This is a genomic window from Sphingopyxis sp. Root1497 (assembly GCF_001427085.1).
Classification (GTDB): Bacteria; Pseudomonadota; Alphaproteobacteria; order Sphingomonadales; family Sphingomonadaceae; genus Sphingopyxis.
In genome coordinates this window covers 285,026-309,685 of the sequence record NZ_LMGF01000001.1, presented here as the reverse complement: position 1 = coordinate 309,685, position 24,660 = coordinate 285,026, and the positions used below count along the sequence as shown (strand labels likewise).

The 24,660-nt window shown below is 66.4% G+C and carries 16 protein-coding genes and 1 riboswitch; of the genes, 5 read left to right on the top strand and 11 right to left on the bottom strand.

What is annotated here, in order from left to right:
• The 4 genes from ASD67_RS01410 to ASD67_RS01395 all read right to left on the bottom strand — a co-directional run.
• Window positions 1-663, bottom strand: a 663-nt coding sequence (locus tag ASD67_RS01410; RefSeq protein ID WP_200937964.1) for an ABC transporter ATP-binding protein, incomplete at its 3' end; no start/stop codon positions are given.
• A complete protein-coding gene (locus ASD67_RS01405) occupies window positions 660-1,643 on the bottom strand; it encodes a FecCD family ABC transporter permease (RefSeq protein ID WP_056342160.1) in 984 nt (327 codons plus the stop codon). The genes ASD67_RS01405 and ASD67_RS01410, both read right to left, overlap by 4 nt.
• A complete protein-coding gene (locus tag ASD67_RS01400; protein WP_056342157.1) occupies window positions 1,643-2,548 on the bottom strand; it encodes an ABC transporter substrate-binding protein in 906 nt (301 codons plus the stop codon). The genes ASD67_RS01405 and ASD67_RS01400 overlap by 1 nt, the downstream gene beginning before the upstream one ends.
• A complete protein-coding gene (locus tag ASD67_RS01395; protein ID WP_056342154.1) occupies window positions 2,548-4,452 on the bottom strand; it encodes a TonB-dependent receptor plug domain-containing protein in 1,905 nt (634 codons plus the stop codon). Before ASD67_RS01395 ends, ASD67_RS01400 begins: the two co-directional genes overlap by 1 nt.
• A 177-nt stretch (window positions 4,453-4,629) precedes the next feature.
• A riboswitch (cobalamin riboswitch) is annotated at window positions 4,630-4,848 on the bottom strand.
• 173 nt (window positions 4,849-5,021) lie between these two features.
• Here ASD67_RS01395 and ASD67_RS01390 point away from each other — a divergent pair.
• The gene (locus ASD67_RS01390) at window positions 5,022-6,431 is read left to right on the top strand and encodes a sugar porter family MFS transporter (RefSeq protein ID WP_056342150.1); all 1,410 of its coding nucleotides are present in this window, start codon (window positions 5,022-5,024) and stop codon (window positions 6,429-6,431) included.
• Between the two features lie 62 nt (window positions 6,432-6,493).
• Here ASD67_RS01390 and ASD67_RS01385 read toward each other — a convergent pair whose 3' ends face one another.
• The gene (locus tag ASD67_RS01385) at window positions 6,494-7,996 is read right to left on the bottom strand and encodes a tryptophan halogenase family protein (RefSeq protein WP_056342147.1); all 1,503 of its coding nucleotides are present in this window, start codon (window positions 7,994-7,996) and stop codon (window positions 6,494-6,496) included.
• A 179-nt stretch (window positions 7,997-8,175) separates the two neighbouring features.
• Between ASD67_RS01385 and ASD67_RS01380 the strand changes: the two genes are divergently transcribed.
• Window positions 8,176-11,472 carry a TonB-dependent receptor gene (locus tag ASD67_RS01380; RefSeq protein ID WP_056342144.1) on the top strand — a complete coding sequence of 1,099 codons (3,297 nt, stop codon included), beginning with the start codon at window positions 8,176-8,178 and terminating at the stop codon, window positions 11,470-11,472.
• A gap of 56 nt (window positions 11,473-11,528) precedes the next feature.
• On the opposite strand, the gene ASD67_RS01375 is transcribed toward ASD67_RS01380, so the two are convergent.
• The 3 genes from ASD67_RS01375 to ASD67_RS01365 are packed head-to-tail and all read right to left on the bottom strand — an operon-like array spanning window position 11,529 to window position 15,838.
• On the bottom strand, window positions 11,529-12,257 hold the full coding sequence (locus tag ASD67_RS01375) for a DUF6445 family protein (protein ID WP_056342141.1): 729 nt from the start codon (window positions 12,255-12,257) through the stop codon (window positions 11,529-11,531).
• A 30-nt stretch (window positions 12,258-12,287) separates the two neighbouring features.
• Window positions 12,288-13,427 (bottom strand): endo-1,4-beta-xylanase, encoded by a 1,140-nt coding sequence (locus tag ASD67_RS01370; protein WP_235535525.1) that lies wholly within the window; start codon window positions 13,425-13,427, stop codon window positions 12,288-12,290.
• 29 nt (window positions 13,428-13,456) lie between these two features.
• The gene (locus ASD67_RS01365; protein WP_056342889.1) at window positions 13,457-15,838 is read right to left on the bottom strand and encodes a glycoside hydrolase family 3 N-terminal domain-containing protein; all 2,382 of its coding nucleotides are present in this window, start codon (window positions 15,836-15,838) and stop codon (window positions 13,457-13,459) included.
• 165 nt (window positions 15,839-16,003) lie between these two features.
• Here ASD67_RS01365 and ASD67_RS01360 point away from each other — a divergent pair, with 165 nt between their 5' ends.
• The 3 genes from ASD67_RS01360 (at window position 16,004) to ASD67_RS01350 (ending at window position 21,082) form a co-directional block, all read left to right on the top strand.
• Window positions 16,004-18,139: an alpha-glucuronidase family glycosyl hydrolase gene (locus ASD67_RS01360; RefSeq protein ID WP_056342138.1), complete on the top strand. Its 2,136-nt coding sequence runs from the start codon at window positions 16,004-16,006 to the stop codon at window positions 18,137-18,139.
• Window positions 18,140-18,203: 64 nt separating this feature from the next.
• Window positions 18,204-19,304, top strand: a complete 1,101-nt coding sequence (locus ASD67_RS01355) for a LacI family DNA-binding transcriptional regulator (RefSeq protein ID WP_082544760.1) — start codon at window positions 18,204-18,206, stop codon at window positions 19,302-19,304.
• Window positions 19,301-21,082, top strand: a complete 1,782-nt coding sequence (locus ASD67_RS01350) for an IlvD/Edd family dehydratase (protein WP_082544759.1) — start codon at window positions 19,301-19,303, stop codon at window positions 21,080-21,082. The genes ASD67_RS01355 and ASD67_RS01350 overlap by 4 nt, the downstream gene beginning before the upstream one ends.
• A gap of 7 nt (window positions 21,083-21,089) precedes the next feature.
• On the opposite strand, the gene ASD67_RS01345 is transcribed toward ASD67_RS01350, so the two are convergent.
• From ASD67_RS01345 to ASD67_RS01335, 3 genes are read right to left on the bottom strand one after another with little or no spacing between them, the layout of a single operon-like run.
• On the bottom strand, window positions 21,090-23,003 hold the full coding sequence (locus tag ASD67_RS01345) for a sialate O-acetylesterase (protein ID WP_056342132.1): 1,914 nt from the start codon (window positions 23,001-23,003) through the stop codon (window positions 21,090-21,092).
• Window positions 23,000-23,875 (bottom strand): SMP-30/gluconolactonase/LRE family protein, encoded by an 876-nt coding sequence (locus tag ASD67_RS01340; RefSeq protein WP_056342129.1) that lies wholly within the window; start codon window positions 23,873-23,875, stop codon window positions 23,000-23,002. The genes ASD67_RS01345 and ASD67_RS01340 overlap by 4 nt, the downstream gene beginning before the upstream one ends.
• Window positions 23,875-24,645, bottom strand: coding sequence for an SDR family NAD(P)-dependent oxidoreductase (locus tag ASD67_RS01335; RefSeq protein WP_200937976.1), 771 nt, complete (start codon window positions 24,643-24,645; stop codon window positions 23,875-23,877). Before ASD67_RS01335 ends, ASD67_RS01340 begins: the two co-directional genes overlap by 1 nt.
• Window positions 24,646-24,660: the final 15 nt, after the last annotated feature.

Sequence of the window (24,660 nt, the reverse complement as noted above, 5' to 3'; positions counted from 1 at the left end):
CCCCGCCGCGAGCAGCGCGCCGTCCTTGATCGCGACGACATCGTCGGCATGGCGCAGCGCGAGGTCGAGGTCGTGGATCGCCATGATCACCGTGCGCCCGGCATCGGCGCGCGCGCGCAGCCGCCGCGCCGCGTCGAGCGCGTGGCGCGGGTCGAGTCCGGCGGTCGGCTCGTCGACGATCAGCAGTTCGGGGTCGCCGACGATCGCGCGCGCCAGCATCGCGCGGGCGAGTTCGCCGCCCGACAGGCTGGTCGCCGGACGATCGCGGAGTTCGACAAGATCGCAGGCGGCGAGCGCCTCGTCGATCGCGGGGCGCAGCGCGGCGGGCAGATCGCCGAAGCTCGGCAGCACCGGGGTCAGGCCGAGCGCGACGACGCGCTCGACGCTGATCGGCCATTCGACCTCGGCGCGCTGCGGCAGATAGGCGCGGCGCCGCGCGAGCATCCGGCGACCGATCGCGGCGAGCGATTGTCCGCCGAGTTCGACGCGTCCGGCATCGGGGGCCCGCAGCCCCGCCGAGACTTCCAATAATGTGCTCTTCCCGGCGCCATTGGGGCCGATCACCGCAGTCAGGCGCCCGGGCGCAAAGACCGCGTCGATATCGCGCAGCACGGCGCGCTGGTCGCGTTTCACGGTGACCGCGGAGAGGGTCAGCGCGCTCATGCGGTGCGCCTTTGCACATGGAGGACGAGCCACAGAAAGAAGGGCGCGCCGAACAGGCTGATGAACACCCCGAGCGCGAGGATCTTGCCGTCGACGACGAGCAGCCTTGTGCCGACATCGGCGAGGGTCACGAGCAGCGCGCCGACGAGCGCCGCCGGGACCAGCGTCTTGCCCGGCCGGTGCCCGACGAGCGGGCGGACGATGTGCGGCGCGATCAGCCCGACGAAGCTGATCGCTCCCGCGACCGAGGTCGCCGCGCCGACCCCCATCGCGGTACCGAGCAGCGCGAGCAGGCGGGTGCGCGCGACATGGATGCCGAGGCTTTCGGCCTGCGCCTCGCCGAGCGCGAGTGCGTCGAGCGCGCGGCCGGTCAGGAGCAACAGCATCGCGCCAACGAGGATGAAAGGTGCTGCGAGCCAGACATGGTCCCAGCTGCGGTCGACGAGCGAGCCCATCAGCCAGACCATGATCTCGTATGCCGCATAAGGGTTGGGCGCGACGTTGAGCGCGACGCTGACCCCGGCGGCGGCGATGCTGCTGACCGCGGCGCCGGCGAGGATCAGCGACAGCGTGCCACCGCGCCGCGACAGAGCCAGCGCGGTGCCCGCGGTGACGAAGCCGCCGACGAGCCCGAAGAGCGGCGGCGCCATCGCGAAGCTGGCGGCGAAGCCGAAATAGATCGCGATCACCGCGCCGAGCGACGCCCCCGCCGACACCCCGAGCAGCCCGGGTTCGGCGAGCGGGTTGCGCAGCAGCCCCTGCAGCACCGCGCCCGACAGGCCGAGGATCGCGCCGACCATCAGCCCGAGGATCAGCCGCGGCAGGCGGATTTCGACGAGGATCAGCGACGCGAGGTCGGTGCGGCCCGCGAGCAGCCCGCCAAGCGCCTGTCCGGGGGTCAGCCACACCGTGCCCGCGAGCAGCGAGGCGAATCCCGCGAGGAGCAACAGGACGACCAGCAGCGGGACAAACCAGCGCATCACAGCGCATGAGCCCCGGCAAAGGGAAGCGAGGTGCGGACCCGGCTCGCGGCGCCGCGCAGTTCGGCGCGCAGCCGGATCGCCGCTTCGCTGATCCTGGGGGTGCCGCAGCCATAATAGGCCGGCGAAATCGCCACCGTCCGCGCGCCGTCCCAATAGCGGCGAACGATCGGATGACGCTCGATATTCTCGCGCATTCCATATTCGGGGCGGACCCCGGCGCCCTTGACGAGCAGGGTCGGCGCGGCGACGAGCAGCACTTCGGTGTCGGGGCGATTATAGCGCGACACCGGCGGCTCGTTGGCGATGTTCACCGCGCCCGCCGCTTCGAGCACCGCGTTATAGAGCGACCCCTTGCTCGCGCTGAAACCACCGCCGTCCCACGCGACGACACGCAGCGGCGGCCCGGGATCGCGAGCCAGTTCGGCAAGCTCGCGGTCCATTTGGGCGATCATCGCCTCGCCGCGCGCGACTTCGCCGACCGCCCGCGCGACCTGCCGGACATTGGCGCGGATCGCATCGAAGCTGGTCGCGTCGTCGACCTCGATCATCGGATAGCCGAGCCGTTTGAGCATCGCCCGCGTCGTCGGTTTCGAAAAACGGTCGGCGACGATCAGATCGGGCTGTTGCTGAACGACTTCCTCGGCGAGGCCGTGATTGATCCCGACCCGCCTGGCGGCATTTGCCATCAGCGATCCCGACGGATCGCGCGACAGCCAGGTCACCGACACGATCCGTTCGGGCGGCAGCAGCGCCAGCACCAGCTGGTCGGTGCACTGGTTCGTCGACATGACGCGCAGTGGCTTCGAAGGCGGCGGCCCGGCGTCGGGCGGCGCCACGGCGCTGCCGGTCGAAACCAGCAGCACCGCGGCGGCAAACACAGACGCCAGGCCGACCCCCTGCATCAGATTTTTACGCGGATACCAATGGCGGCTGTGCGACCGTAAGTATTATAGCCTTTGACAACCACATAATCCTCATCGAACAGATTTTCGATCCGGCCATAAACTTCGAGCTGATCGGTGATTGGGAAAGCCGCACGCACGGCGGTCAGCCAGTATCCGTCGAGGCGATTGGCGAAGCTGTTGTTGATATTGTCGAAACTGTCGCCGGTCAGGGCAATCGTTGCACCCAGTTTCAGGCCCCAAGGCGATTTCCAGTCGGCGACGAAACTCGCTTTGTCCCTTGGGCGGCGGGCAAGCTGGTTGCCAAAATTGGCCCCCGGGGAGCGAGTGGTAGCATCGACCAGTGCGTAATTCACCCGCACGTCCAGATTGTCGTTGGGCCGGACGATAAGTCCAAGCTCGACGCCCTCCGACTTCACCCGCCCGATATTCTCCGATTGGAATGTCGCGGGATTATAAGCGATGAGGTCGTTGCTTTTGCGATGGAAGTAGGTCGCGGTCGCCGTGACTTTGCGATCGATAAAACTGTGCTCGATTCCGGCGTCAAAGCCTTTGGAGGTTTCCGGTTTCAGATTGATGTTGCCGAATGGCGGCAATGCCTCGCTCAACGTCGGCGCACGAAAACCTTCGGCATAGCTCGCGCGGAATATGGTCTTGCCATCATTGGGCGTATAGGCCGCGTCGGCACCAAAGCTTGTGTGGTCGCCATATTGTGAATGATCTTCGTATCGCACGCCGCCGTTGACCGTCAGGCCGTCAAACGGGTGTACGCCAATCTGTCCGTAAAAGCTGGAATAGTCGCTTTTGAACCTGGTGGGTGTGGTGTCACCGCCCAAGGGATAGAAAGTGCTGGCGAACGTCTCTTCATGGGCGCCGCCGAAAACCAGTGACGCGATGCCGAAGTCGACATTGCCGTCATAGGCAAAACGGTCGACTTTGCCGCGCGCGGTGAAAACATTGTAGTTGAAAGGACCGGTCGCGCCATCCTCGCTGCCTTTGCGGGTCAGGTCGGTACGGCTGTACGACAGGCGCCCCCTCCACTTGCCGTCGAGCAGGTCGTGGTTCAACCCGGCATAGCCGACGAACTGTTCGTTATCGGATTCGGGAATGGAATTTGCCGGGTTGCCCGGAAAGGCAAAGGCGTCGTCATATTCAATCCGGCCCTTGTTGTAATAACCGCGCAGATCGAGTGCGAGGGCAGGCGAGAATTCGACGAGCAACTTTCCGTTGGCGGAGAAGTTCCTGTACCCATCGCGTTCGGTGCCGCCGATGAGCGACGAAATACCGTCGGTGCGATAATAGCCGGCGCCGACGCTGCCGGAGATGACCCCACTCTTGCCCGACACATTGCCAAAGACTTTGGCGGTGTCATGGCTGCCATATTCGGCGAAAGCATTGGCCGACAGCGTGTCCGTGGGTGCGACGGTTTGCACGCTGATGACGCCACCGATCGCCTGGCTGCCCCAGATGACCGAATTGGCACCGCGCAGCACCTCGACCCGGTCGATATTGCCCGTAAGCAATCCACCGAAATCGAACGCGCCATTGGGCGTCGAAGGATCATTGATCCGCACGCCATCGATCAGCACCAGCGTCTGGCTGCTTTCCGCGCCGCGGATAAACACGCTGGTTTGCGATCCGACGGGTCCGCTTTGTGCGACAGCTACGCCTGGCACGAGGTTTAAAGCGTCGCTGATCGACGTCACTTGCGATGTTTCCAGATCGTCGCGCGTGATAACGGAAATGGTGTGGCCCGTTTCGGTGCGGCTCTGTTCGACGCCGCTGGCGGTGACGACAATGGTATCACCGTTCGCGTCGGTCGATGTTTCGTCGGGATTGGACTGCGCGAAGGCGGGCGTCGCCGCCGTCAGCGCGAGGAGGGAAATGAAACCGGTCTTCAACATGGGATAAGCCCCCTTTGCGCCAGAGCGAAGTGGCGGGGGCGTACCGGCGAACCGGTCGGTGCAGGCGAAGGGCGGGCACAAGTCGCTCCGTCACCACGCACCGATGCGGCCCCAGCCGCACAGGTCGTCGCTCAGACGGAGGATTACCGTGCCATGACCATCCCCTGGACCAAGGCAAGAGCGACCGGTGCGCTGGCAGGTCTCCTGGCTCGCGGGTCACAGCTTGATGCACGCCTTCCCAGGTTGCCCCAGTGGCTGGCCCCGACAAGGAGTCCGGACCGGTGCATCGCGCTCACCGCTTACAGTTGCAGGGACAGCCTCGGAGTCGAAAGCCCGAGCGGGGCCTTCTCACCGTGTTCCCGTTTTAAGCCCTTTCGGGCACCGGCGCGATCTTGCGGGGGCCAGGCCCCCGCGGCGCAAGCCCATAGAGCAATGCCGCGCTTTCGCAATCGGCTTTATCGCGGTCGCCGTCGCGGACAGGCGTTCCGGCCGCGGCGTGAATGGGGCTTGCGCGCGCGCGGCTTGCCCTTCATGATAGCGCTACCATAACAGAACCTTGGGAGAGGTGAATGAACACAGCGTCGCGAGGCCAGACCAATCTGGCGCTCATTACGGCGATCGTCGCGGTGGCGACGATCGGCGGATTATTGTTCGGATATGACAGCGGGGCGGTCAACGGCACCCAGGACGGGTTGCGGTCGGCGTTCTCCCTGAGCGAGGCGGGGCTCGGTTTCACCGTCGGATCGCTGTTGATCGGCTGCTTCATCGGCGCCTTTCTTGCCGGCACGCTCGCCGACGCGATCGGGCGCCGCAACGTCATGATCCTGTCGGCGATATTGTTCCTCATCGGCGCGCTGATCCAGGGCTTTGCCCATGCCCAGCCGCTGTTCGTCGTCGCCCGGATGATGGGCGGCATGGCGGTGGGCGCCGCGAGCGTGCTGTCGCCGGCCTATATCTCCGAGGTCGCGCCCGCCCATATCCGCGGCCGGATGACGACGGTGCAACAGATCATGATCATCACCGGGCTGACCGCCGCCTTCGTCGTCAATTATTTCCTCGCCGCCAGCGCCGGAGCATCGACCGCGCCCTATTGGGCGGGGATCGAGGCGTGGCGCTGGATGTACCTGATGCAGGCGGTGCCGGCGGCGGTCTTTCTCGTCGCGCTGTTCTTCATTCCCGAAAGCCCGCGCTATCTGGTGTCGAAGGGGCGGATCGACGAGGCCGGCAAGGTGTTGACCCGCCTGTTCGGCGCCGCCGCCGCCGCGACCAAGGTCGACGAGATCAGGGCCAGCTTCAGCGCCGACCATCGCCCGCGCCTGTCCGACATATTCGATCCGGTGAAGGGCGGGGTACGGCCGATCGTCTGGGCCGGGCTGTTGCTCGCGGTGTTCCAGCAGCTCGTCGGGATCAACGTGATCTTCTATTATGGCGCGACGCTGTGGCAGCTCGCCGGTTTTACCGAGGACCAGTCGCTGCAGATCAACATCGTGTCGGGGATCGTGTCGATCGCCGCCTGTTTCGGAACGATCCTGCTCGTCGATCGCATCGGCCGCAAGCCGCTGCTGCTGATCGGCTCGGCGGGCATGGCGGTGACGTTGTTCGCGCTCGTCTATGCCTTTGCCAACGGCACGCTCGATGCCGGCGGGAAGCTCCAGCTCTCGTCGTCGCTCGGCACGCTCGCGCTGATCGCGGCCAATCTGTACGTGATCTTCTTCAACCTCAGCTGGGGCCCGATTATGTGGGTGATGCTGGGCGAAATGTTCCCGAACCAGATCCGCGGCTCGGCGCTGGCCGTGTGCGGATTTTTCCAGTGGTTCGCCAACTTCCTCATCTCCTTCACCTTTCCGATCATGGCGGTCGGGCTGGGGCTGGCGGTGAGCTACAGCTTCTATGCGATTTGCGCGGTGATCAGCTTCTTCCTGGTCCAGCGCTTCATCGTCGAGACCAAGGGCAAGGAGCTCGAAGCCATGGAAGGCTGAGCGAGTCCCAGCGACGCCTTCAAAGGGGACCGGGCGACCGGTCCCCTTTTCCGTGGCGCCGATCAGGCGGCGCAATGATCGCGGATATAGTCGCGGTGGCGCGGCATATGGTCGACCGATGCGGTCACCGCCGCCTTGATCTGGCGCAGCCGGTCGCGCGTCTGCTCGATCGGCATCAGCTCGGCGACGGGATCGTAGCGGCGCGCGCCGAGCCGCTGCCCCTCCATCACCGCGAACCAGCTGGTGTCGTTGAACAATTCCTCATGTTCGCGAAAGGCGCGGCCGCTGCTCTGAAAGACGCGGATCTTTTCGGCGAGCCGATCGGGGATCGGCATCGTCCGGCAATAATTCCAGAAGTCCGAATCGTCCCGCGTCGTGACATGGTAATGGAGCACGAGGAAATCGCGCACCAATTCGCTCTCCTCGACCATCAGCCGATTGTAGCGGTCGATGCTCGCGGCTTCGAAGCCGGTATCGGGGAAGTTGGACAGGAGGCGCGCGATGCCGGTCTGGATCATCCAGATGCTCGTCGATTCCAGCGGCTCCATGAACCCCGCCGACAGGCCGATCGACACGCAGTTCTTTTCCCAGAAGCGCGCGCGGTGGCCGGTGGTGAATTTCAGGAAGCGCGGATCGGCGAGCGGCTTGCCGCCCAGATTGGCGAGCAACACCGCCGCCGCCTCGTCGTCGCCGATATAGTCGCTGCAATAGACATGGCCGTTGCCGACACGGTGCTGGAGCGGGATGCGCCACTGCCAGCCCGCCGAGCGCGCGGTCGAGCGCGTGTAGGGGGAAAAGTCTTCGCCGAGTTCACACGGCACCGCGACCGCGCGGTTGCACGGCAGATAGGCCGACCAGTCGATATAGGGGACGCCAAGCTCGCGGCCGATGAGCAGGCCTGCAAAGCCCGAGCAGTCGATGAACAATTGCCCGCCCACCGTACGGCCGTCGTGCATCGTTACATTTTCGATATGGCCCGTTTCGCCATTACGCGTGACGCCGGTGATTTTGCCTTCGATCCGGGTGACCCCGCTGCCCTCGGCCAGCTCGCGCAGATAGAGGGCGTAAAGCCCGGCATCGAAATGAAAGGCATAGGCGATCGACGAGAGCAGCGAGCCGGGGGCGGTGGTCGGGCGCATGAACTTGCCGTGGCGCGCCGCCTTGGCCATCACCGAATAATCCTCGACGTCGGCGAATTCGGCTTCGCCGCGCAGCCGCTGCCAGAAAGCATGGAACGACACGCCGCCCATATCGACCCCGATATTGCCGAAGGGGTGGAAATAGCGCTGGCCGATGCCGCCCCAGTCGACGAATTCGATCCCGAGCTTGAAGCTGCCCTTGGTACGGCGGACGAAGTCGTCCTCGTCGATCCCGAGCATGCGGTTGAAGATGTTGATCTGCGGGATCGTCGCCTCGCCGACCCCGACGGTGCCGATCTCGTCCGATTCAACCAGGGTGATGCTGGCATAATCGGGGCCCAATATCCGCGCGAGGGCCGCCGCGGTCATCCAGCCGGCGGTGCCGCCGCCGACGATGACGATCGATTGAATCCTGGTCGCTTCCATCGCACTCCCCCTTCAACGTCGGCATTTTTGTCACACACGATCGCCGCTATTCGTCGCTAAGGCAAATCACCGCTTGTCGAAACCCGGCCTATATCATATGACAGGTAAATGGTAGCGCTACCTTTTCGGCAGCGCAACCCGATGAGGCCGAAAAGGCCCATGACATGGGAGGGGTTTAAATGCCTGTTGTAACGACGTTTTCTCGTGACGTTCGGCTCACGAATCACAACGCGCCCTGGCTTCGCCTGGGCGTTTCGACGCTGGCGCTCGTCGCCTCCGCGATAATCGCTACCCCGGCCTTTGCCCAGGACACCGACACCAACGAGGTCGCCGACCCGTCGAACGCGCCCGAGATCGTTGTCACCGGCTTCCGCGCCGCGCTGCAAAGCGCGCAGGGGCGCAAGGAAAACGCCGACACCGTCATCGATTCGATCACCGCCGAAGATATCGGCGCCCTCCCCGACCGCTCGGTGACCGAGGCGCTGCAGCGCATTCCCGGGGTCACCATCAACCGCTTTTCGGCGGGCGTCGATCCCGACCATTTCTCGGTCGAGGGATCGGGCGTCACTATCCGCGGCCTCAGCTATGTCGGATCGCGCTTCAACGGCCGCGACGCGTTCAGCGCCGGCAACGGGTCGGGGCTGAGCTTCGCCGACGTGCCGTCGGAACTGCTCGCCGGGGTCGACGTCTACAAGACCCCGTCGGCCGACCTGATCGAAGGCGGCATCGGCGGCATCGTCAACCTGCGCACCCGCCTGCCCTTCGACCAGAGCGGCCTGCTCGTCGCGGGCTCGCTCGAACTCAACTATGGCGATTTCGTCAAGAAATCGGCGCCGACCTTTTCGGGATTGATCAGCAACCGCTGGTCGACCGGGATCGGCGAAATCGGCCTGCTCGCCAGCGCCTCCTATTCGCAGCTTTATTCGCAGGCCGATCGCATCGGTATCTCCAGCTTCCGCCCGCGCACCACCTATTCGGACGGGACGCGCACCGACGTCGTACCGTTCGCCGGCGCGACCGCGGGACCCTCGGCGCTGTTCCCGCGCGGCGCCGTGCTCGGCCGCCAGAATTTCAACCGCGAACGCTATGGCTATTCCGCCGCCGCCCAGTGGGAAAGCAACGACGGGACGCTCGCGGCGACCTTCCAGTTCCTGCGGTCCGACGCGCGCCAGGCGTGGAGCGAGAATACGATCGAAATCGCCACCGACAATGTGTCGAACAATGGCGATTCGCGCGCCGTCGCGGGCACCTCGCTGGAATTCGACGACAGCGGCGTCTTCGAAAATGGCGTGATCACCGGCCCGACCGGCTGGCGCGCCGACCAACAAAATGCGACTGGTGACATTCGCACGCCCATATTGGGGCTGCAGTCGAACAATATCCGCCGCGACCATTATGAACGGATCAAGACGACCGATTATTCGGCGAACTTGCGCTGGACCCCCAGCGAAAACCTCGCGATCAATCTCGACTATCAGCATGTCGATTCAAAAAGCGACGTCGAGGACAATACGCTTTGGGGCTCGACCTATCAGGATGCGATGATCGACCTCAATGGCCATGGCCTGCCATTCGTGCAGTTCATCCCGCCGCAGAATTGCGATCCCGCGCCCTGCCAGGGCAATCCCGGCTTCGCCGCCAATTCGCCCTCCTATTTCACCGGCAGCCACCAAAGCTTCACCGATCCGTTCAACAGCTTCTACCGTTCGGCGATGGACCATCTGGAACAGAGTGATGGCAGCGAGGACGCCTTCCGCGTCGACGCCGAACTGTCCTTTCCCGACAGCGGCTTCCTGAAATCGCTGCAGGTCGGCGGACGCTATGCCGACACCGAACAGACCGCGCGCTTCTCGATCTACAATTGGGGCGTGCTCAGCGAGCAATGGGGCAATGGCGGCCCGGCGTGGTTCGACGACAATGTCGACAACGTGACCGGCGGCAATGGCGGGGCACCGCTGCCGGGGTATGAAGAGGTCTTCTATCCCAATTTCTTCCGCGGCGCCGCCAACAACCCGATCGCGGGTCAGGGCCGCCTTTTCTATTCGGGCAACACGGTCAAGGACCGCGCCGCCTATATCGCCTATGCCAATGCGATCGCGCGCGAATGGCAGGGGACGACCACCTGCGGCATCGACGGCCGGACGATCAATGCGGGGTGGAACTCGCTGGCCGATCGCTGCGGCAATGTCGCCGGTACGCCGTTCCAGCCGGGCGAGATCAATCCGCAGCAGAACAAGAATCTGGCGCTTTACGGCATGATCAAGTTCGACAGCGAATTCGGCAGCGGGATGCGCTTCACCGGCAATGTCGGGCTGCGGTACACGCGCACCAAGCGCACCTCGCAGGGGTTCCAGCAGTTCGCCAACAACCCGACGTCGATCACCAGCGAACAGGCTTGCATCGATGCGGCGAACGCCGGGCAGCCGGCGACGGGTTTCTGTACCTTCACCCCGGCGGTGCGCCAGCAGGCGCGCAACTATCTGAACGGCGCGCTGCTGCCGATCGACGCTAAGACCAACTATGATTATTTCCTGCCGAGCGTGAACCTGAAGCTCGAAGTCGGCGGCGGGCTGCAATTCCGCGCCGGCTATTTCAAGGGCGTCTTCGCCCCGCCCTTCGGCTTTTCGCGCAACTATTTCAACGTCACGGGTCTCAGCGCCAACCAGAATGTCGACAGTAGCGGCGCGGCGATCCCGGGCAGCTTCACGATCCAGTCGACGGTCACCGCGGGCAATCCCAATTTGTTGCCGACGACATCGGACAATTTCGACCTCACCGCCGAATATTATTTCAGCAAGGTCGGACAGGTGACGCTGTCGATGTTCCACAAACGGCTGCACAATGTCGTGACCAACGCGACGGTTTCGACCGACCTGACCAACAACGGCGCGACCTTCCCGGTGGTGCTGACGACCGCGATCAACTCGCCCGACACCGGCAAGGTCACCGGCGCCGAGGTGTCGTACCAGCAGGTCTTCGACTTCCTGCCGGGACCGCTGTCGGGACTCGGGCTGCAGGCGACCTATACCTATGTCAAATCGTCGGGGGTGCCGCAGACGACGCTGTCGGCGACCGACCCCGATGTCGCCGCGGGGCGCCAGTCGGCGATTTCCGGCGACAGTTTCCCGCTCCAGGGACTGTCGAAACATACGATCAACATCACGCCGTTCATCGACATCGGCCCGCTGTCGCTGCGCGCCTCGTACAACTGGCGCTCGCGCTACCTGCTGACGATCCGCGACGTGATCACGCCGTTCGATCCGATCTTCCAGCGCGCCTATGGCCAGCTCGACGCCTCGGCGACGGTCACCGTCACCGATCAGTTCAAGCTGGGCATCCAGGCGGTGAATATCCTGAACTCGCAGACCAAGACCGAAGCGGCGGTGCTCAACGGCGCCGGCGATATCCAATATGTCCCGCGCCAATGGTATATGAGCGACCGGCGCTTCACGATCCTGGCCCGCTTTACCTTCTAGGGGCGCATCCCGCCTCGCTTGGGGGCCGCCGCTTTCTGTGAAAGCGGCGGCCCTTCTTATGTCCGCGTGCGCGAGTCCGGCCGATAGGCGATGAACATCGTCGCGGTGAGCCGGCCGGCGCGCGGATCGCCCGGATGGTCGATCGCCGGATCGATGATGCCCGCATGCAGCGCGTTGCTGCGATAGAGGATCAACCGGTCGAACGCCGCCGCAATCGCGGCAACGCGGACATGGCCGGGCGTATCGGGGGAAGGGTAAGCGGGATTCCCGGGCGCGGGCATCGCGGCGTCGCGCGCGCGGTCCCACGCCGCTTCGCGGGTCGGCGATATCGTCTCGAACCCCGTCGACAGCTGGCGGAAAAAGGCGGTGCCGCCGAAATGCGGCGGGCAGAGATAATGGACCGTCGCAAAATGCAGCGGATCGCTGGTGTCGATATGCGGCACCGTCTGGAGCGGGACGAGCTCGGCCGCCGGGGTAGTGACGATCGAGAAGAAACATTCGGCGCGGACCAGCCGCACAGGCCCCAGCCCATGGACGCGGCGGATCAGCGGATCCAGCCGCGCAACCATCGACCGCACATAGGCGAGCGGCATCGGCGCGCGCAGGCCGGGGTAGAGATTGCCCGTGACCGGCGCGAAGGCCACCGCGTCGGCGGCGAAAGCGACGAGCGCCTGCGGATCGGTGGTCGCGCCGTCGATGCGGATCAGCGGCACCTGCTCGGCCCCGATCGCGAGGATGTCGATGACCGCGGCGTCGGCGGGCCTGCAATCGGGCGCGGCGTTCATGCGCCCGTTGTCGCGGTTATCGCGGCCGGGTCAAGCGCGCGGCGCGGCACCGGCCAACAGATCGGCGAGCGCGGCGCGCAACGGATGCGGCCGGTAATCGTCGCCATAGGGGCAACAGCGCTGCGGCAGGCCGTCGGCGCGCGGGGCAAAACCCTGCAGCCAGCTGAACTTGTCGACCATGCCCCAGGCCAATATGTCGCGAAGATGCGGATAGGACAGCATCACCTCCAGATAGGCGCGGGTGTAGTTGGCGACCCCGGCGTCGCGCGCGACATGGTCGGCGGGCAGGCCATTGTCCTTGACGTCGAATTCGGTGAGCAGCAGCCGGTAGCCCATGCCCGTGACGTCGTCGCAAAACGCACGCCATTCTTTCAGGTCATAGGGGCCGATACCCGTCGCGCGGTCGATCGTCCGCATCTCGATATGCGACTGGATGCCGAGCGCGTCGCACGGCACGCCCCGCTTGCGGAATCCTTCGAGAAGGCGGAGCACTGCGGCGCGATGGTTCGCATGGCCCGGCTCCCAGCTCATATAATCGTTATAGACGAGCTCGGCGTCGGGCAGTTCGCTACGCGCCGTATGGAAGGCGAGATCGACGACGGCCTCGTGGCTGCCCATGGCCTTCGACATCGAGGTGTCGACGAAGGCGCCGGTCTTGTCGTCGAACAATTCGTTGACGACATCATAGCTGTGGATGACCCCACGATAGCGCCGCGTCACGGTTTCGATATGGCTGGTCACCAGCCGCGCCGCCTCGGTCGCGGGGCGGGCGCCATAGTCGTAATTGTTGACCCACTCGGGCATCCATTTCGGGCGATGCCAGAGCAGGGTGTGACCGCGAATATCGAGGCCCTTCGATTTCGCGTAGCGGACGATCGCGTCGAAGGCGGCGAAGTCATACTGGTCGGGGCCGGGGCGAATCGCCTGCCACTTCATTTCATTTTCAGCGACGACCAGCCCGCACTCGCGCTCGACGATCGCTCGGTACGCCGGATTGCCGATCGAACCACTGTCCGACCCTTCCGCCCCATACCCGATCGCCGAACCAAAGCGCAGTCCCTTGCGCGCCGCGATCCGGTGCAGGCCTTCGCCGGTGGCTGGCGGCGCGGCGGTGGTCAGCCCGGCGGCGCCCGCGCAGGCGGTCAGCGACAACGCCGACAGGCCCGCCAACGCCTCCCGCCGACTAAACGCCGCATCGATCACGGCGTCACCACCAGCTTGACGCTCTGCACCTCGGCCGAATTGGGGCCGACCATGATTTCGAAATCGCCGGGTTCGATGACGCGCTTCATGGCACCGTTCCACATCTGGAACGCCGCGGGCGGCAGTATGATCGCCACCGCCTTCGTCTCGCCGGGCTTGAGCGTGACGCGCCGGAAGCCCTTGAGCTCCTTGACCGGCCGGGTGACCGAGCTGATGCTGTCGCGGACATAGACCTGCACCACCTCGTCGCCGGCGCGCGCGCCGCTGTTGGCGACGTCGACGGTGACCGTCACCGGCTGCCCCGCGGCGATCGACGGCGCCGACAGGCGCGGCGCGCCGATGGTGAATTTGGTGTAGCTGAGGCCATAGCCGAACGGGAACAGCGGCGCCTTGTCGTCGAACAGATAGCCGCGCCGCGCGGTCGGCTTGTGGTTGTAGAAAAAGGGCAGCTGACCGACGTTGCGCGCGACCGTCACCGGCAGTTTGCCGCCGGGATTGCTACGCCCGAACAGCGCGTCGGCGATCGCATGCCCCTGCTGCTCGCCGCCGTACCAGGTTTCGAGGATCGCATCGGCCTTGGCGACGACGCCGGGATAGGAGGGCGGGCGGCCGTTGACGAGGACGACGATCACCGGCTTGCCGAGCGCCTTCAGCGCGTCGAGCAACTCCTCCTGCTCGCCGACGATATCGATGTCCGACCGGTCGCCGAGATGGCTGTCGGCCCAGCCTTCGCGGCTCGTCTGTTCGGTGTCGCCGATGAACAGCAATATATGGTCGGCGCCGCGCGCCGCCTCGACCGCCGCGGCGATGCGCTGGCGGTTGGCGGCGGGATCGGCGAGCTTGACCTCGTCGGCCCACCAATCGTCATTCTCGGTGATCTTGACGCCTTCGTTGTAGACGATCGTCGCCTTGTCGCCGACGAGCGCCTTGATGCCGTCGAGCGGCGAGACCGTCTTGGGCGGGATACCGTAATAGCCGCCGAGCCGTGCCACCGCGGCATTGGGACCTATGACCGCGATGGTCGGCCTGGCGGCTGCGCCCGCCGTCGGCAGGGCGAGCGGAAGGACTCCGTCATTCTTCAGCAGCACCAGCGACTTGTCGGCGGTGCGCCGCGCCAGCGCGATCGCCTCGGCATCGTTGGTGACCGCAGTCGCCTTCATCGTCGCGAAGGGATTTTCGAACAATCCGGCGAGGAATTTGATCCGCAGCATCCGCGTCACCGCGGCGTCGATGTCGGCCTCCTTCACCTTGCCCGCGCGCACCGAGTCGACGAGCGTCGTGTACGCCGCACCGTTCGGCAGGTCGCTGTCGACCCCGGCGGCGAGCGCCTGGCGCGCGGCGTCGGGCAGGTCGACCGCGATCTTGTGCAGCTTGACCAGATCGTCGATCGCATAATAGTCGCTGACCACCGCGCCCTCGAAGCCCCATTCGCCGCGCAGCACGTCGCCGAGCAGCCATTTGTTGACGTGGCTGGGGACGCCGTCGATTTCGTTATAGCTCGCCATCACCGCCTCGATCCCGGTGCGTTTTACCACCGCCTCGAACGGCGGGAAAAAATCCTCGCGCAGCGTGCGCTCGGCGATCGGCGCGGGGCCGACGTTGGTGCCGCTTTCGGGCTGGCCATGGCCGGTCATATGCTTGAGCGTCGCGAACACCTTGCCCGGCGGCAGCGGTCCGGGACCGCCCTTGCCCTGCAGCCCTTCGACCGCCGCCACCCCCATTTCGCTGACCAGATAGGGATCCTCGCCAAAGGTCTCCTCGATCCGGCCCCAGCGCGGGTCGCGCGCGACATCGACGACCGGCGACAGCACAAAAGGCACGCCGCGCGCGCGCACCTCGCGCGCGATGACGCTGTTGACGTCGCGGATCAGATCGGGGTCCCAGGTCGAGGCCATGGCGATCGATTGCGGAAAGCTCGTCGCGTCGCGCGCCGCGAGGCCGTGGAGCGCCTCTTCGTGGAACAGCACCGGGATGCCGAGCCGCGTATTCTTGGTCGCCCATGTCTGGACCGCATTCACATAGTCGACGCTTTCGGGAATCGAGCGCAATTTGTTGGTGCGCGGGCTGCTTGGCCCGCTGCGATCCGACGGGCGGGCGATCTGGCCGAGGCCGTCGGGATATTTCCGCGACGCCTTGGCCGGGTTCCACGTCGTGTCGGCATCCTGCACCTCGGCCTTGCTGTCCCACAGGGTGATGATCTGCCCGACCTTTTCCTCGAGCGTCATCCGCGCGAGCAGGTCGGCGACGCGCGCATCGACGGGCAGGCTGGCGTCGCGATAAGGTGCGTTGGCGGGAGGCCTGGCGGTCGAGGTGGCCGATGCCGGAGCCGATGCGGGTGCGGCCTGCTGGCCCATGACCTGTGCCAGCGGCAGCGTCATCGTCGTGGCCAACAGCGCGGCCGCCAAAGTCATGCGCATGATCGTCTCTCTCCCATTTTTGCTTGCGCGGATCGATTCCCCACGCCTATTGTTAGCGCTACCATGAAAGAAAGCGGCAGTGGCTGTCAAGCCATGGCAAAACGTCAGGGAGGGTGAACAACAAGGATGCGGAGCGTCGGGGCGACCCTGTCTGCGGCATGCGCGCTGCTGTTGCTCGCGGCGCCTTCCGCGCGGGCCGAGGACGGCTATGAGCTGTGGCTGCGCTATCGCCCGCTCACCCTCGCCTATGCGGCGGAGGTCGCAACGATCGCGCCGGGGCTGGCGGTCGATGCGCAGCCGAGCGCGACGATCGACGCGGCAACCGCCGAACTGGAACGGGCGTTTGGCGTATGGCTTGATCATCCATTGGCGGTCGCCGCCGATGCGCCTGCGGGCCTTCAATTGTGCCGCAGCGACCGACCGTGCGCAGCCGCCTTGCCAAAGCGCGATGCGCCCCCCCTGCCCGGCGCCTATCGCATCGACCGGCTGGCGCGCGGGCGTGTCGTCATTTCTGCAAGCGACGACATCGGGCTGCTCTACGGCAGTTTCGCGCTGCTCCGCCACATCCAGCAGCAGGTGCCGCTGACCGAACTGCCGCAGTCCGACGCCCCGCGCGTCGCGATCCGCATGCTCGACCATTGGGACAATGTCGATGGCAGCGTCGAGCGCGGCTATGCGGGACGCTCGATTTTCCAATGGTGGCGCCTGCCGGGGTATGTCGATCCGCGGCTGACCGACTATGCGCGCGCCAACGCCTCGATCGGGATCAACGCGGTCGCGGTGAACAATGTCAACGCGCCCGCGACCTTCCTGACCCCGCGCTTCATCGCCAAGACGCGGGCGCTCGCCGACACGCTGCGCCCCTATGGCATCCGCGTCTTCCTGTCGGCGCGCTTCTCGGCGCCGCGCGATCTGGGCGGGCTGGCCACCGCCGACCCGCTCGACCCCGACGTCCAACGCTGGTGGCGGGCGAAGGCCGACGAGATTTACACCGCCATCCCCGATTTCGGCGGCTTTCTGGTCAAGGCCAACAGCGAAGGCCAGCCGGGGCCGCAGGATTATGGCCGCACCCACGCCGACGGCGCCAATATGCTGGCGCGCGCGGTGGGCCTGCGCGGCGTCGTGATCTGGCGCGCCTTCGTCTACGATCCCGACCCGGCGGTCGAACGCACGATGCAGGCCTACAACGCGTTCCAGCCGCTCGACGGGCAATTCGATGCCAATGTCGTCGTGCAGGTCAAGAACGGCCCGCTCGATTTCCAGCCGCGCGAGCCGGTGAGCCCGTTGTTCGGAGCGATGCCGCAGACGCAGCTTGGGCTGGAACTGCAGATCACCAAGGAATATCTCGGCTTCTCGACCCACCTCGCCTATCTGGCACCGCTGTTCGAAGAGGCGCTCGACACCGAAGGGCTGGCAGCGGACGAGCGCATGACGCTGGCGGACCTCGTCGCCGGAAACGGGCGGTCGGCGACCAGCCTGATCGCAGGGGTCGCCAATATCGGGTCCGACCGCAACTGGAGCGGGTCGCATTTCGACCAGGCCAACTGGTATGCCTTTGGCCGGCTGGCATGGAACCCCACCCTGTCGTCCGACGCCATCGCCCGCGAATGGGCGGCGCAGACTTTCGCCGCCGACCCGCCGCTGGTCGACGCCGTCGCGGCGATGATGATGCCGAGCCGCCAGGCGGTGGTCGACACTATGACCCCGCTCGGCCTCGCGCATCTGATGGGCAGCGACCATCATTATGGGCCCGCGCCGTGGGTCGACGATCTGGCCCGCGCCGACTGGAACCCGGTCTATTACCACCGCGCCGATGCCGAGGGGATCGGGTTCGATCGCACCGCGACCGGCAGCAACGCACTCGCCCAATATGGCGCCCCGCTGGCGAAGCGCTATGCCGATCAGCGCGACCCTGCCCTGCCTTGGCTTCTGTGGTTTCACCGCAAGCGCTGGGACGACCGGCTGAGCACCGGGCGAACGGTATGGGACGAACTCGTCACCCGCTATGACCGCGGCGTCGCCGGGGTCGATGCGATGGCGGCGCGGTGGGACGGCCTGCGCGGACTGGTCGACGCGCGGCGCCATTCCGAGGTTGCCGCACTGCTCGCAGTGCAGCAGGACGAGGCGCGCTGGTGGCGCGACGCCTCGATCGCCTATTTCCAGTCGCTGTCGCGGCGTCCGCTGCCCGCGGGCCATGCCGCGCCGGCGCATTCGCTCGATTGGTACCGCGCCCAACGCTTCCCCGAGGCGCCCGGCATATGAGCGCACCGCGACCCGCCCGATATTCGCCTAGCGCGGGCGGAAAAGAAGATTTAGGGACGCTGGCATGAGCCAAAAGAGCGCTACCATGCCCCGCCAGGGCCGCCGCCAGGGCAAGGCCCCGACCATTTCCGATGTCGCCGCCGCCGCGGGCTGCTCACCGATGACGGTGAGCCGCGTGATCAACGGCGATTCCAACGTCCGCGCCGCGACGCGGCAGCAGGTGATGGAGGCGATCGCCGCGCTGCGTTACATGCCGAACCGCGCCGCGCGCAGCCTTGCCGGCGGCGAGCAATTGCGGATCGCGCTGCTCTTCGACAATCCGTCGGCGTCGTACCTCAGCGAATTTCTGATGGGCGCGCTCGAAGAAGCGACGCGCAGCGATATCCACCTGATCGTGCAAAGCTGCATCGACGTCGCCGACGCGCAGGCGCTGATGCGCAACCTGACGCAGGGCGGCATCAAAGGGTTCATCCTGCCGCCGCCCTTGTGCGACGACCAGAGCGTGCTCGACCTGGTCAGCGAACTCGACGCGATCGCGATCGCGGTCGGACCGGGCAAGGCGACGGGGTCGCACGGCGCAGTGATGATCGACGATTTCCAGGCCGCTTATGACATGACCAAGCATATCATCGACCTGGGACATGAACGCATCGGTTTCATCATCGGCAATCCCGAACAGGTCGCCAGCGGTCGCCGCTTGAACGGATATCGCGCCGCGATGACCGACGCCGGACTCGCCGTCCTCGACGAACTGATCGTGCAGGGGCGTTTCAGCTATCGGTCGGGAATGGATGGCGCCGAGCGGCTGCTCGCGGTCGATCCGCGACCGACCGCAATTTTCGCCTCGAACGACGATATGGCGGCGGCGACCGTCGCGGTCGCGCACCGGCGCCACCTCGACGTGCCGAACGACATCACCGTCTGCGGCTTCGACGATACCGCGATGGCGAGCACGATCTGGCCCGAACTGACCACGATCCGCCAGCCGATCCGCGAGATGACCGCCTGGGCCGTCGCCGCGATCGCCACGATCATGCGCGCGCGCAAGGCAGGCGAGCGCGCCGAGGAACAGCAGATGACCCTGCCCTATGCGTTGATCCGCCGCGAATCCGACGCGGCGCCGAGCCTCGCGACGCGCGCGGCAAAGGGTGTGGAGCGGCGGTGACGGCGCGCGACCAGCCCCCCAAACTGCGGTCGCGCGACTGGTTCGACAATCCCGACCGCTGGGACATGACCGCGCTCTATCTCGAGCGCTTCATGAACTACGGCACGACGCCCGAGGAATTGCAGTCGGGCAAGCCGATCATCGGCATCGCGCAATCGGGCAGCGACCTGTCCCCGTGCAACCGCGTCCATGTCGATCTGGCGAAACGGGTTCGCGACGGCATTCGCGATGCGGGCGGGATTCCGATCGAGTTTCCGGTCCACCCGATTTTCGAGAATTGCCGCCGCCCGACCGCGGCGCTCGACCGCAACCTCGCCTATCTGGGGCTGGTCGAGATTTTGAACGGCTACCCATTGGACGCGGTGGTGCTCACCACCGGGTGCGACAAGACGACCCCGTCGCAGGTGATGGCGGCGACCACGGTCGACATCCCGGCGATCGTGCTGTCGGGCGGGCCGATGCTCGACGGCTGGCACGACGGCGAACTGGTCGGGTCGGGCACAGTCATCTGGCGCAGCCGCCGCGCGCTGTCGGCGGGGCTGATCGACGAGGCCGAATTCCTCGACCGCGCGACGTCGAGCGCGCCGTCGCTCGGCCATTGCAATTCGATGGGCACCGCATCGACGATGAACGCGGTCGCCGAGGCGCTGGGGCTGTCGCTCACCGGCTGCGCCGCGATCCCCGCCCCCTACCGCGAGCGCGGCCAATATGCCTATCGCACCGGGCGGCGGATCGTCGAAATGGTGCATGAGGATCTGCGCCCGTCGCGCATCCTCACCCGCGACGCCTTTTTGAACGCGATCGCCACGGTGAGCGTGTGCGGCGGGTCGAGCAATGCCCAGCCGCATATCGTCGCGATGGCGCGGCACGCCGGGGTCGAGCTGGAGCCCGCGGTCTGGACCGACCATGGTTACGACCTGCCTTTGCTCGTCAACATGCAGCCGGCGGGGCAATATCTGGGCGAGCGCTTCCACCGCGCCGGCGGGGTCCCCGCGGCGATGTGGGAATTGCTGAACGCCGGCAAGCTGATCGGCGATTGTCTGACGGTGACGGGGCGCAGCATCGCCGACAATCTGGCGGGACGCGAAAGCCGCGACCGCGAGATGATCCGCCCGTTCGCCGATCCGTTGCAGGCAAAGGCGGGATTCCTGACCCTGAAGGGCAATCTGTTCGATTTCGCGGTGATGAAGACGTCGGTGATCTCGGACGAGTTTCGCACCCGCTACCTCTCGCGCCCCGGCGCCGAAGGCGTGTTCGAGGCGCGCGCGGTCGTGTTCGACGGGTCGGACGATTATCATCACCGGATCAACGACCCGGCGCTCGCCATCGACGAACATTGCATCCTGGTGATGCGCTCGTCGGGCATCCTCGGCTGGCCGGGGTCGGCCGAGGTGGTCAACATGCAACCGCCCGACGCGCTGATCCAGCGCGGCATATTATGGCTTCCCACCTTGGGCGACGGGCGCCAGTCGGGAACGTCAGACAGCCCGTCGATCCTCAACGCCTCGCCCGAAAGCGCGGCGGGGGGCGGGCTGGCGTGGCTGCGCGATGGCGATATGATCCGGGTCGATCTGAACGCCGGCACCTGCGACATGCTGGTCGACGCCGACGAGATCGAACGGCGCAAGGCCGACGGTCTGCCCGACATCCCGCCGAGCAATACGCCGTGGGAAGAGCTGTTCCGCGAAAAGACCGGCCAGCTTGGCGAGGGCGGGGTGATGGAATTCGCGCTCAAATATCGCCAGACGTCGAAGACGCTGCCGCGCCACAATCACTGACGCGCGGTCAGCGGATCGGGATCTCGAAGCTGGTGACGGGCAGGTTCGCGCCGTCGAACAGGTTGACGATCGGCGTATCGGCCCAGGCATAACGAACGCGCGTCGCCGGCCGGCCATCGGCGGCGATCCGGACCGTCGCGCCGTCGGCAACGGCGGCGGCGAAACGGCAGCTGCCCGCGGCATCGGCGCACAGTTCGAACCCGATCGCCTTGTCACTGCTCCAGCTGGCCAAGGCCCCGGTCACCCCGTCGAATTGCACGACGATCGCGTCGCCCTGCCGCGACGCGCCGGTAACGTGGGGAAGCGGCCCCGCTTCGGCGGCGCGGGCGAGCCGGTGCCCGAGTTCGATCTTGTTCGCGGGGTGGATATCGAGCCGTTCGCCGAGGTCGAGCGCCGGGACCAGCGTCACCGTCGTATCGGCATCGGCGGCGCGGCGCTGTTCGTCGCGGAGCAGCGCCCAGCCGCTCTCGACCGGTTTCGCCGCCGGCGCGCCGAAATTGGCGAGGCCGACGACCAGCACCGGCAAGTCGGTCCGGCCGAACTGCCGGCGCCAGCCGCCGATCAACGCAGCGAGGCGTGCGTCATATTTCGGCATGCCGACATCGGCCTCGCCCTGATACCAGGCGATGCCGGCGAGGCGGATCGCGCCGAGCGGCGCGACCATCGCATTATGGATCAGCCCCAGGCCGGCGATCTGGTCCCACGGCGGGCGCGGGGCGCCGCCCGCCTGCGTCGTCGCGATCGCGTAAGACCAGCCGTCGCCGAGCGGGATGGTGCTGCCATCGGCGAAGCGCAGTTCCAGCGCGTCGGCGGGACCCCGGAACCCGCCATTGCCCCAGCTGTCGCCGACCAGCACGACGATCTCGTTCTTGCCCGCGCGCCAGTGTCCGGTCGGAACGGCATAGTGCCGCGCATCGGACCAGCTGAATGTGTTGGCGACCACTTGGCCATTGACGAAGGTTTCGTCGCTGTCGTCGATGACACCGAGCGAGAGCGTCGCGCCCTGGGCGGCCTGCCCGGCGGTCAGCGTGACGCTGCGGCGTGCCCAGACATAACCGTTGAAGGCCTTGAAGTCGGTCCCCTTCCACTCGTCCCAATAGGATATCGCGGGAAAGGCCGTCCATGTCAGGCGATCGGGCTTGTTCCACGGCTCGTTCCCCACCGCATCGCCGCTGAGTTTTCGCCACCAGTCGGCCCAGCGCGGAAAAAACGCCTCGTTCGCCGCAAGCGGATCGCGGGTAAAGAGCGCGAGCAGGTCGGCCTCGCCCTCGCCATAGATGGTGCGCGTTGCAGCGGGGGTCAGCCAGGCCCGGATCTGCGTGCCGCCCCAAGTCGCGTCGATCGCGCCGATCGCGACCCCGCGCGCCGCACGCAGCTCGCGCGCCATATAATAGCAGGCGGCGGAGAAGTCGGGGACGGTTTCGGCCGACGCCGGCATCCACGACGGCGCAGCGGCAAAGCGATGCTGCAGCGCCGTCGCTGTCGCCTTTTCGACCGTCAGCAGCCGCAGTCCGGGGTCGGCAAAACCGCCCGCCTGGTTGTCGAAATCAAGCGCGCGGCGCACCGGCAATTCCATGTTCGACTGGCCCGAACAGAGCCAGACGTCGCCGAGCATGACATCCCGTGCCGTCGCGACCGCGCGTCCGTCGGCGCCGCGAACGACAAGGTCATAGGGACCGCCCGCCGAAAGCGCGGCCAGGCGCGCCTGCCACGCCCCGTCGCGGTCGGCGGTCGCGGTTGCCCTGTTGCCCGCCAGTTCGACGGTCAACGTTTCGCCCGGCGCCGCGGTGCCTGTGACCGGGATCGGCTGGCCGCGCTGGATCACGGCGTGGTCGGCAAAAGCGGGCGCCAGCGCGACTTGTGCCGCTGAAGGAAAAGCCACGAAGGCCGCGACCAAAGCGATCAGCGCGCGACCGATCACGACGCGCGCACCAGCGGCAGCGGATGGCCGCCGACCTCAGGCCGAAAGGCGAAGAGTGCGCCCGCGAGCGGCTGCGCGGCACGGTCGGCTTCGGTCATGTCCTGATGCGCCGAGGTCGCATAAAGTGTCGCGAGGTCGGCGCCGCCAAAGGCAAGCTTGGTGATGTTCGCGGTCGGGAAATCGACCTTCGCGATTTCCTCGCCCGCCGGGTCGAAACAGCGCGCCGCCCAGCCCGCATAACAGCCGACCCAGACATTGCCCGCCGCGTCGGTGATCGACCCGTCGGGGAAGCCCATGGACTCCGTAAATCGCACGAATGGGCGTAGCGCTTCGGGCAGCCCATCGGCGCCGACGGTCGCCGCCCAGATCTGCCGCGCGCCGGTATCGGTGAAATAGATGGTGCCGCCATCGGGCGTAATCGCCGGGCCATTGGTGATCGCGAAGGGGCCGGGTCCCGCCCGCCGGGCGCGCTCCCCTGACAGCCGGTAGAAGGACCCGGTCGCCGCGACGCACCCATTGTCCATCGACCCGAACCAGACCGCGCCGTCGCGATCGGTGCACGCGTCGTTGAGGCGGTTGCTCGGCATGTCGATCTCGATCGCCTGCCAAAAGGCAAATTCGCCGCGTGCCGGGTCGAACCAGTGCAGCCCGTCCTGCAATCCGCAGAGCAGCCGCCCGTCCTCCGCCGGCAGCGCCCAGCCGATTTCGCCCGGTGCGTCCCATTGGTCGAGTGTCGACGACGCGGGATCGAAACGGAAAAGCCGGCGCAGCTTGATGTCGACGAACCACAGGCGCTGGCGCGCGGCGTCCCAGACCGGCCCCTCGCCCAGCGACGTCGAGGGAAAGACGACCGGTTCGGGCACGATCGCCATCAGCGCCAGCCCGCGTCGACCCAATAATCGTGACCGGTGCACATGCGCGCGTCGTCGGAGGCGAGGAACAGCGCCATCGCCGCGATATCGGCAGGCTGGATGCGCGCCTTCAGACATTGCGCCGCAATAATTTCCGCCTCGCCCTCGGGCGTGTACCATTGCGCCTGGCGCGGGGTTTCCACATTGCCGGGGATGATCGTGTTGACGCGGATATTGTCGGCGCCGAGTTCGCGCGCCATCGACCGCGTCATGCCCTCGATCGCGGCCTTGGCGGTCTGGTAGAGGACAAGGTCGGGCAGCGCGAGATGCCAGCTGATCGACCCGAAATTGACGATCGATCCGCCCCGGGCGGCCTTCATCCCCGGGATCACCGCCTGCGCCGCGAAGAAGAGGTGGCGCAGGTTGACCGCGATCCTTTCGTCCCAATAGGCGGGGGTCACATCGCCGATCGCGTGACGATCGTCGCTCGCCGCATTGTTGAGCAATATGTCGAAATCGCCCATTTCGGCGGAAAGATCGGCGATATTGCGCCCGAGGCTGGCAAGGTCGGTGAGGTCGCACAGCGCGAAGCGCGGCGCCACCGCGACCGCACCCGACAGCCGTTCGACCAGCGCGGCGCCCGCGTCGCCCTGCATATCGAGGAAGGCGACATGCGCGCCCTGTTCCGCAAAGCCGGTCACCAGCGCTTCGCCTATCCCGGTCGCGCCGCCGGTCACCAGCACGCGCTTACCGGCGAGGCTGGGATATTTCGCCGCCGATGTGTCGATCATGGTCGCCCGAGTCAG

Bases quoted from the DNA above. Each gene is read 5' to 3' on its own strand.
- ASD67_RS01405 (WP_056342160.1), bottom strand. From the start codon at position 1,643: ATGCGCTGGTTTGTCCCGCTGCTGGTCGTCCTGTTGCTCCTCGCGGGA.
- ASD67_RS01400 (WP_056342157.1), bottom strand. From the start codon at position 2,548: ATGCAGGGGGTCGGCCTGGCGTCTGTGTTTGCCGCCGCGGTGCTGCTG.
- ASD67_RS01395 (WP_056342154.1), bottom strand. From the start codon at position 4,452: ATGTTGAAGACCGGTTTCATTTCCCTCCTCGCGCTGACGGCGGCGACG.
- ASD67_RS01390 (WP_056342150.1), top strand. From the start codon at position 5,022: ATGAACACAGCGTCGCGAGGCCAGACCAATCTGGCGCTCATTACGGCG.
- ASD67_RS01385 (WP_056342147.1), bottom strand. From the start codon at position 7,996: ATGGAAGCGACCAGGATTCAATCGATCGTCATCGTCGGCGGCGGCACC.
- ASD67_RS01380 (WP_056342144.1), top strand. From the start codon at position 8,176: ATGCCTGTTGTAACGACGTTTTCTCGTGACGTTCGGCTCACGAATCAC.
- ASD67_RS01375 (WP_056342141.1), bottom strand. From the start codon at position 12,257: ATGAACGCCGCGCCCGATTGCAGGCCCGCCGACGCCGCGGTCATCGAC.
- ASD67_RS01365 (WP_056342889.1), bottom strand. From the start codon at position 15,838: ATGACGCTGCCGCTGGCACAGGTCATGGGCCAGCAGGCCGCACCCGCA.
- ASD67_RS01360 (WP_056342138.1), top strand. From the start codon at position 16,004: ATGCGGAGCGTCGGGGCGACCCTGTCTGCGGCATGCGCGCTGCTGTTG.
- ASD67_RS01355 (WP_082544760.1), top strand. From the start codon at position 18,204: ATGAGCCAAAAGAGCGCTACCATGCCCCGCCAGGGCCGCCGCCAGGGC.
- ASD67_RS01340 (WP_056342129.1), bottom strand. From the start codon at position 23,875: ATGGCGATCGTGCCCGAACCGGTCGTCTTTCCCTCGACGTCGCTGGGC.
- ASD67_RS01335 (WP_200937976.1), bottom strand. From the start codon at position 24,645: ATGATCGACACATCGGCGGCGAAATATCCCAGCCTCGCCGGTAAGCGC.